Genomic DNA, 7,749 nt, shown 5'->3' with positions numbered 1-7,749 from the left:
GGTCCTCGTACGCGTACAGGTGCGTGAAGGGCACGATCACGTAGGGGCGTCCGGACCAGGGGTGGGTGTCGGCGGGGTCGGGGTCCATCCGCCACTGCGTGCCGCGGGTGCGGTTGTGGACTTCACCGACGTACCAGCACGCGACCTGGACCAAGGGGGTGTGCTCGTGGGCGAGCAGGTCCTCGACGGAGGTGACGTGCTCGCGGATGAGGGCTTCCACACGGTCGAGGGAGCGTTCGCGGAAGTCCCATCCGCCGCCGTGGCGACGGCTCCAGTCCTCGAAGCCGCCCCGCTGCTCGTCCAGCCAGGCCGTGAGGCGGGGGTTGTCCGCGTGCGCCTCGTCGATGCGCTCGGCGACGGCGTGCTCGTCCTCTTCCCCGTCGTCGCCCTCGTCCTCGCGGTCGTCCATGCGGTCCCGGATTTCATCGCTCACAGCAGCTAAGCCTAGCCCTCTTGTGACGGTAAGCATCGGGAATCTGCACGGAGTTGACATACGACGCGCCTCAGAAACCACATTGCGACGGCAAACCGGCGCCCTAGGATCGGACCGCTTGTGCGGCGCCCACATGAGCAGCGGGGGCCCTGGCGCCACACAGCCGGACTCTGACCCGTGGGGCTCCCGGGGGAAAGCACTGTGAAGCCAGCACGAATAGCACGCCGCTGGCGCGCGCTCAGGAACAGCCTGCTCGCGCTCGCCTGCGCCACCGTCATCACCGTCACCGGCCAGCCCGGCGCCGGCATCGCCGAAGCCGCGCCCGCGCCGCCGAAGCTGAAGCCCGGCAAGCGCTGTGACGAGCTGTACGGGGTGAAGAACGTCCCCACGGGCGGCCTGCCCCAGGGGGACGCCTCTCGGTCCGTGGACCGCTGGGACACCTACGAGTACACCAACCCCGGCCTCCAGTTCGACGGCCTCGACCCCACCCGGGCCGAACTGAACGAGGCGGGCACCGACTACAAGAAGTACGACCACAGCGACCCGCGCCGCATCTACGCCCGCTTCAACGCGCAGAAGCGGTGGAAGGACTTCCGGGACTACCTGTCGAAGGTCTACATCCCGAACCAGGGCTACGACGCCCGCGGCAAGGCCTTCATGGGCAAGGTCGTGCGCGAGATGGGCCTGACGGGTCCGGACTGGATCTGCGAGAAGGAGTTCTGGTTCAAGGACCCCGACACCGGCGACCGTCACAAGCGCCGGCTCGACGCGTACAACAAGCGCACCCGGGAGATCGTGGAGGCCAAGTCCAACGGCAGCCCCGACGGCCGTGAGAAGCCCGCGGACCGGGCCTGGGCCAAGAACAGCGGCTGGCGCTCGTACAAGTACACGTACGTCTTCGCCGAGAACCAGACCCGTGACGCCAAGAACTTCATGCGGGAGCTGAAGGACACCGCGGGCAAGGACGCGCTCGGCCGCGACCGGGTCCGGACCTACGACTACCAGTCCCACCACAAGGGCCTCGCCCCCAAGGGCACCGAGAACGGCCCGTACCGCGCCAACGGCACGACGATGTCGCCGGGCAACGGCACCTCCACCGGGTCCCGCGGCTCCGGCAACCAGGTGATCAACCAGTCACCGGCGAACCCGCAGACCCTCAAGGAACAGCTCGACCGGCTGGGCAGGACCGGACAGCGTTCCCTGATGAACCGAGGCCTCGGGGGCATCGACTTCACCACCCTCGACCTGCGGTACATCGGCAAGGGCAAGAGCGGCAAGGGCCTGGACTACGCCTTCTCCGCCAAGTCCGTGGAGGACGAGTACGCGGCCGGCTGGGGCGGCCAGGAGAAGGGCAACCTGATCTCCGACGCGTTCTTCACCTGGCTCGCCCTGGACCCGTCCACGTTCTGGGTGAACCTCAACCCCGACGAGCCGAACCGCATCATCGACGCCGACTTCGGCAGGACCGACGCCGGCCGGGTGCTCCTGGAGGCGGACCTGGAGCTGAAGCACGACATCTTCAAGGCCATGGACCCGGAGACGGAAGCCGGCCGCAACTTCATGAACGCCCTGCCGAAGCGCAACGGCTTCCCCTGCTGGGCCGGCTTCCGCTACTGGATCGAGCCGGAGACCGCGGTCGTGCGGGAGCAGGACGGCGGCATCCACATCCTCGACACCCCGCTGAAGCTGTCCACGGTGCCGCAGGAGACCCACACGCAGCCGCCCGGCGGGAAGGGCTGCGACCTCACCGAGGCGGAGACGCAGCAGTCCGACCGCGTCCTCGACCGCTACATCACGCCGCTGGTCGCGGAGAAGGTCAACAACGGCGACTACTACGCCGACCTGCGCCGCGTCTACACCGCACGCGTCGCCGCCGAATGGGTGCGCCAGAACGCCGCCGACATGCCCGCCGAGTACCGCAGGATCATCAACAGCAACGACGTGAAGCGCTGGCCGCTGCGCGCCCCCCACCAGAACTGGACGGGCAAGCAGGTCTGGGACCGCTACTACAAGGCGTTCACCGAAGGCACCTTCAAGTACAAGTGGGACAACGGCGAGGACGTCTACGTCTACACCGTGGGCGGGGTCGACTTCTCCAAGCAGCCCAAGCGCAACATGAACCCGGTGCGCTTCCGCACCGAGCAGCGCTACAAGCCCCGCACCGTCGGCTTCGCGGCCGACACGATCGCGGACGACCCGCAGCCGTACCGCGTCTACCTGGCCTGGTTCGGGCCCGGGATGACCAAGGTGGGGATCACCGCCGAGGCTCGCGGCGAGGCCCGGCTCCTGGAACAGGGGGCCGTCGCGTTCAGCTGGCTCGGCCGGGGCCCGCTCATGGCCGCCCGGCGCACCGAGGAGGTCCTGCGGCAGGCCCTCGGCGTGCCCGACCGGGTCGCGTACGAGCGGAAGCGGGCCGCCCGGCACGCCCTGCCGCCCGCCGAGGACCGGGCCCGCGAGGTCGAGGAGCTGTATCGGCGCGCGCGGGCGGTCGGCGGCTGGACGGAGACCCTGGAGCCGCTGGAGTTCGCCGCGCGTGACCACGTGGGGGTGTTCCGTCTCGACGGGCTGCCGCGCCTCGACGGCACGGTCGCCGAGCTCGTCGACGGCGGCGTCGTCACCGGACGGCTGCTCGCCGCCGCCGGTCCCGACCTGCACCTCCTCGCCCCCGACGGGCGCTGCCTCGCCCTCGACACCCGGCTCATGGGCGGCTGGATCCTTGAGGCGGCCGGGGAGGGGGAGGGCTTCTCCGCCCCGGTGACGGCGGTGGCTCCGGTGGTCGAGAGCGCCCAGGAGGAGCTGTTCTGACGGGCTTCGTAAAGTCTTGGATCCCTTTGGACGGGGGCCGTGGACATCCTCCGGCCCGCCCGGCGAGGGTGATCACATGACCCAGAAGCTCGTGGCGGGCATCGAACCGCCTTACTACACCGCTGTCTTCACCTCGATCCGTCCCGACGCCCCCGAGGGCTACGCCGAGACCAACGCCCGGATGCAGGAGATCGTCCAGGGCATCCCCGGCTTCCTCGGCTACGAGTCCGCCCGTACCCCCGGCGGCATCGGCATCACCGTCGCCTACTTCCGCGACCTGGAGTCCCTCGACACCTGGCGCCTCCACACCGAGCACCAGGCCGCCAAGGCGCACGGGCGGAAGCACTGGTACGACAGCTACAGCGTCCACATCGGCAAGGTCGAGCGGAGTTACGGCTTTGAGCGCGAGTGAGACCGAAGCACTGCTGACGCGGCTCGGGATCCCCGGGCTCGTCGACGTGCACACGCACTTCATGCCGCAGAACGTCCTCGACAAGGTGTGGGCGTACTTCGACGCCGTCGGGCCCCTGACCGGCGTGGAGTGGCCCATCACCTACCGCGAGGAGGAGGAGCGCCGGCTCGCCCTCCTGCGCGGGTTCGGTGCGGTCGCCTTCACCGCGATGCTCTACCCGCACAAGCCCGGCATGGCCGCCTGGCTGAACTCCTGGGCCGCCGACTTCGCCGCCCGCACCCCCGACTGCCTGCACACGGCGACCCTCTTCCCCGAGCCGGACGTCGACACGTACGTCCACCAGGCCCTCGACGCCGGCGCCCGGGTCTTCAAGGTGCACCTCCAGGTCGGCGGCTTCGACCCGACCGACCTCGCGCTCGACAGCTCCTGGGGCGCCCTCGCCGACAGCGGCACCCCCGTCGTCGTGCACTGCGGCTCGGGTCCCAGCCCGGGGAAGTTCACCGGGCCCGGGCCCATGGCGCGGCTGCTCGCCCGCCATCCCCGGCTGCGGGTGATCGTCGCCCACATGGGGATGCCCGAGTACGGCGACTTCCTCGACCTCGCCCAGCGGTACGAGGGCGTCCACCTCGACACCACCATGGCCTTCACCGACTTCAGCGAGCGGCTCGCGCCCTTCCCCGAGGCCGAGCGCGGGCGGCTCCTCGACCTCGGCGACCGGATCCTCCTCGGCTCGGACTTCCCGAACATCCCGTACCCGTACGCCCACCAGCTCCACGCCCTCGAACGCCTCGGGCTCGGGGACGACTGGCTCCGGCGGGTCCTGTACGAGAACGGGGCCGCGCTGTTTCACGTGAAACCCTGAGCTGCTGTTTCACGTGAAACCGAGCCGCGCCGTTCACGTGGAACGGAGCCGCGCCGTTCGCGTCGAACCGAGCCGCGCCGTTCGCGTCGAACCGAGCCGCGCCGTTCGCGTCGAACCGAGCCGTGCCGTTTCACGTGAAACCTTGATCCCCTGAGGCCCCGGCCCCCGGTCCCTTTCTCAGGGAATTCACAGGAAAGGGAAAGAGACCTCTCAGTGGCGGCCGCCACCTTGGGGGCATGACCGTCACCACACGCCGCACCGGCACCCGCGCCGACATGCTCCGCGCCGACGGAACCGCCGTCCGGGTCCTCGTCGTCGACGACGAGGCCTCGCTCGCCGAGCTGCTCTCCATGGCCCTGCGCTACGAGGGCTGGCAGGTCCGCAGCGCCGGGGACGGGGCCGCCGCGCTCCGCTCCGCGCGCGAGTTCCGGCCCGACGTCGTCATCCTCGACGTCATGCTCCCGGACGTGGACGGGCTGAGCCTGCTCGGCTCGATCCGCCGCGAGCTGCCCGACGTGCCCGTGCTGTTCCTGACCGCGAAGGACGCCGTCGAGGACCGCATCGCCGGGCTCACCGCCGGCGGCGACGACTACGTCACCAAGCCCTTCAGCCTGGAGGAGGTCGTGGCCCGGCTGCGCGGCCTCATCCGCAGGTCCGGGGCCGCGCAGACGCGCAGCGAGTCCCTGCTCACCGTCGGGGACCTGACCCTCGACGAGGACAGCCACGAGGTCACCCGGGGCGGCGACTCCATCCACCTCACCGCGACCGAGTTCGAGCTGCTGCGCTACCTCATGCGCAACCCGCGCCGGGTGCTCAGCAAGGCGCAGATCCTCGACCGGGTCTGGTCGTACGACTTCGGCGGCCAGGCCAACGTCGTCGAGCTCTACATCTCCTATCTGCGCCGGAAGATCGACGCCGGCCGCTCGCCGATGATCCACACCCGGCGGGGGGCCGGCTATCTGATCAAGCCCGGGGAGTAGCCCTCGTGCGCGTACGACGTGGGCGGCCGTGGTCGCTGCGGACCCGGCTCGTCGTCTCGGCGGTCGCGCTGATCGCGGTCGTCGCGGCGGTGATCGGCACGGTGACGGTCATCGCGTTCCGCTCGTACCTGTACGACCAGGCCGACGAGCAGGTGCGGGCCGTTTTGCGCCGGGCCGCCGGGCCGCCGCCCGCCGTGGCCACGCCCGGTCTGGTGCGGGATCGGGACCCGCTCGCCTTCATGCTCGGGCCGGACGTGCCGAGCGGCACGCTCGGGGCCGTCCTCAGGGGCGACGGCGTTTTCTCCGCCGGATACCTGGCGGAGGCCGAGAGCAGCGGTGAGTTCGGCGTGCAGTTCCGGGTCAAGGCGCTCGACGAGGCCCAGCGGGCCGCGCTCGCCGCCGTCTCCCGCGACGGCCGGCCGCACACCGTCGAACTGCCCGGCGGGCTCGGCTCGTACCGGGTCGCGTACTCCACCGGCGTCCACGGCGAGTTGCTCACCGGCATCCCCCTCGCCGGGGTCGAGGACGCCTTCTCCACCCTCGTCCTCGTCGAGCTGAGCGTCACCGGCGCCGCGCTCGTCGCGGCCTCGCTCGCCGGGACCGTGCTCGTCCGGATCGCCCTCCGCCCGCTGCGCCGGGTGGCCATCACCGCCCGCCAGGTCGCCAGACTCCCGCTGCACAGCGGCGAGGTGGCGCTCCATCAGCGCGTCCCGGAGGCGGAGGCCGACCCGCGCACCGAGGTCGGCCAGGTCGGCGCGGCCCTCAACCGGATGCTCGACCACGTCCACTCGGCCCTCGACGCCCGCCAGCAGAGCGAGACCCGGGTACGGCAGTTCGTCGCGGACGCCAGCCACGAGCTGCGCACCCCGCTCGCCTCGATCCGGGGCTACGCCGAACTCACCCGGCGCGGTCACGAGGAGTGCGGCCCGGACACCCGGCACGCCCTCGGGCGGATCGAGTCCGAGGCGACCCGGATGACGGGCCTGGTCGAGGACCTCCTGCTGCTCGCCCGGCTCGACGCCGGCCGGCCCCTCTCGTACGAGACCACCGACCTCGTCCCGCTCGTCGTGGACGCCGTCAGCGACGCCCGCGCGGCCGGACCCGACCACCACTGGCGCCTCGAACTGCCCACGGCCGGCGCGTTCGTACGGGCCGACGGCGCCCGGCTCCAGCAGGTCCTGGTGAACCTCCTCGCCAACGCCCGCACCCACACCCCGCCGGGCACCAAGGTCACCGCCCGGATCGGGACGGAGTCCGGGGCGGCGGTCGTCGAGATCGAGGACGACGGCCCCGGCATCCCGCCCGAACTGCTCCCCGCCGTCTTCGAGCGCTTCGCACGCGGCGACGCCTCCCGCTCCCGGCACGCCGGATCCACCGGCCTCGGCCTCGCCATCGTCCGCGCGGTCGTGCTCGCGCACGGCGGCGAGGTGGGCGTCGAGAGCGCCCCCGGCCGGACCGTCTTCACCGTCACCCTGCCGGCCGATCAGGACTCACAGGCGGGCCACAGGCTCATCACACAGCCGTGACAGCCGCCCCGGCGAGTGTCGGAGCATGCCAACCCAAACCATCGGGGAAGCCCTCCCCGCCCGGGAGCACCTGCCGGTGAGCGACGCCGGACGGCCCGTCCTGGACGTGGTGATCCCCGTCTACAACGAGGAGAAGGACCTGGAGCCGTGCGTCCGCCGGCTCCACGCGCACCTTCTGAGGACCTTCCCGTACGGCTTCCGCATCACCGTCGCCGACAACGCCTCCACCGACACGACGCCCGCCGTCGCCGCGGCCCTCGCGGCCGAGGTGCCCGAGGTGCGCTCCGTGCGCCTCGAACAGAAGGGCCGCGGCCGGGCGCTGCGGACCGTGTGGTCGGCCTCGGACGCGCCCGTCCTCGCCTACATGGACGTGGACCTGTCCACCGACCTCAACGCCCTGCTGCCGCTGGTCGCGCCGCTCATCTCCGGCCACTCGGACCTGGCGATCGGCTCCCGGCTCGCCCGTTCCTCGCGGGTGGTGCGGGGGCCGAAGCGGGAGTTCATCTCGCGCGCCTACAACCTGATCCTGCGTTCCTCGCTGGCCGCCCGGTTCTCCGACGCGCAGTGCGGCTTCAAGGCGATACGGCGGGAGGTCGCCGAGCGGCTCCTGCCGATGGTCGAGGACACCGGCTGGTTCTTCGACACCGAGATGCTGGTCCTCGCCGAGCGGGCCGGGCTCCGCATCCACGAGGTGCCGGTCGACTGGGTCGACGACCCCGACTCCACCGTCC

Annotated in this window: 6 protein-coding genes and 1 pseudogene; 6 read left to right on the top strand and 1 reads right to left on the bottom strand. The window is 71.4% G+C overall.

Annotated features, from left to right (window positions below; translation table 11 throughout):
* Positions 1-433 (bottom strand): hypothetical protein (locus CCN56_RS28615; protein ID WP_256962207.1); only part of this gene is annotated, 433 nt, incomplete at its 3' end.
* A 2,157-nt stretch (positions 434-2,590) separates the two neighbouring features.
* Here CCN56_RS28615 and CCN56_RS43470 point away from each other — a divergent pair.
* The 6 genes and pseudogenes from CCN56_RS43470 to CCN56_RS28585 all read left to right on the top strand — a co-directional run.
* Positions 2,591-3,238: pseudogene (locus CCN56_RS43470) on the top strand (DUF2797 domain-containing protein); the annotation flags it as partial.
* Between the two features lie 76 nt (positions 3,239-3,314).
* Complete coding sequence (locus tag CCN56_RS28605) at positions 3,315-3,650, top strand: antibiotic biosynthesis monooxygenase (RefSeq protein ID WP_086830884.1); 336 nt, start codon at positions 3,315-3,317, stop codon at positions 3,648-3,650.
* On the top strand, positions 3,637-4,512 hold the full coding sequence (locus CCN56_RS28600) for an amidohydrolase family protein (protein WP_086830883.1): 876 nt from the start codon (positions 3,637-3,639) through the stop codon (positions 4,510-4,512). The genes CCN56_RS28605 and CCN56_RS28600 overlap by 14 nt, the downstream gene beginning before the upstream one ends.
* A gap of 236 nt (positions 4,513-4,748) precedes the next feature.
* Positions 4,749-5,492, top strand: coding sequence for a response regulator transcription factor (locus CCN56_RS28595; RefSeq protein ID WP_086830882.1), 744 nt, complete (start codon positions 4,749-4,751; stop codon positions 5,490-5,492).
* A 5-nt stretch (positions 5,493-5,497) separates the two neighbouring features.
* On the top strand, positions 5,498-7,018 hold the full coding sequence (locus tag CCN56_RS28590; protein WP_086830881.1) for a cell wall metabolism sensor histidine kinase WalK: 1,521 nt from the start codon (positions 5,498-5,500) through the stop codon (positions 7,016-7,018).
* A 25-nt stretch (positions 7,019-7,043) separates the two neighbouring features.
* Positions 7,044-7,749, top strand: a 706-nt coding sequence (locus tag CCN56_RS28585) for a dolichyl-phosphate beta-glucosyltransferase (protein ID WP_143664651.1), incomplete at its 3' end; no start/stop codon positions are given.

Source organism: Streptomyces sp. NRRL B-24572, assembly GCF_002156145.1.
Lineage (GTDB): Bacteria > Actinomycetota > Actinomycetes > Streptomycetales > Streptomycetaceae > Streptomyces > Streptomyces vietnamensis.
Note: the sequence above shows the minus strand (reverse complement) of the source record. Positions and strands in the feature narration are given on the sequence as shown.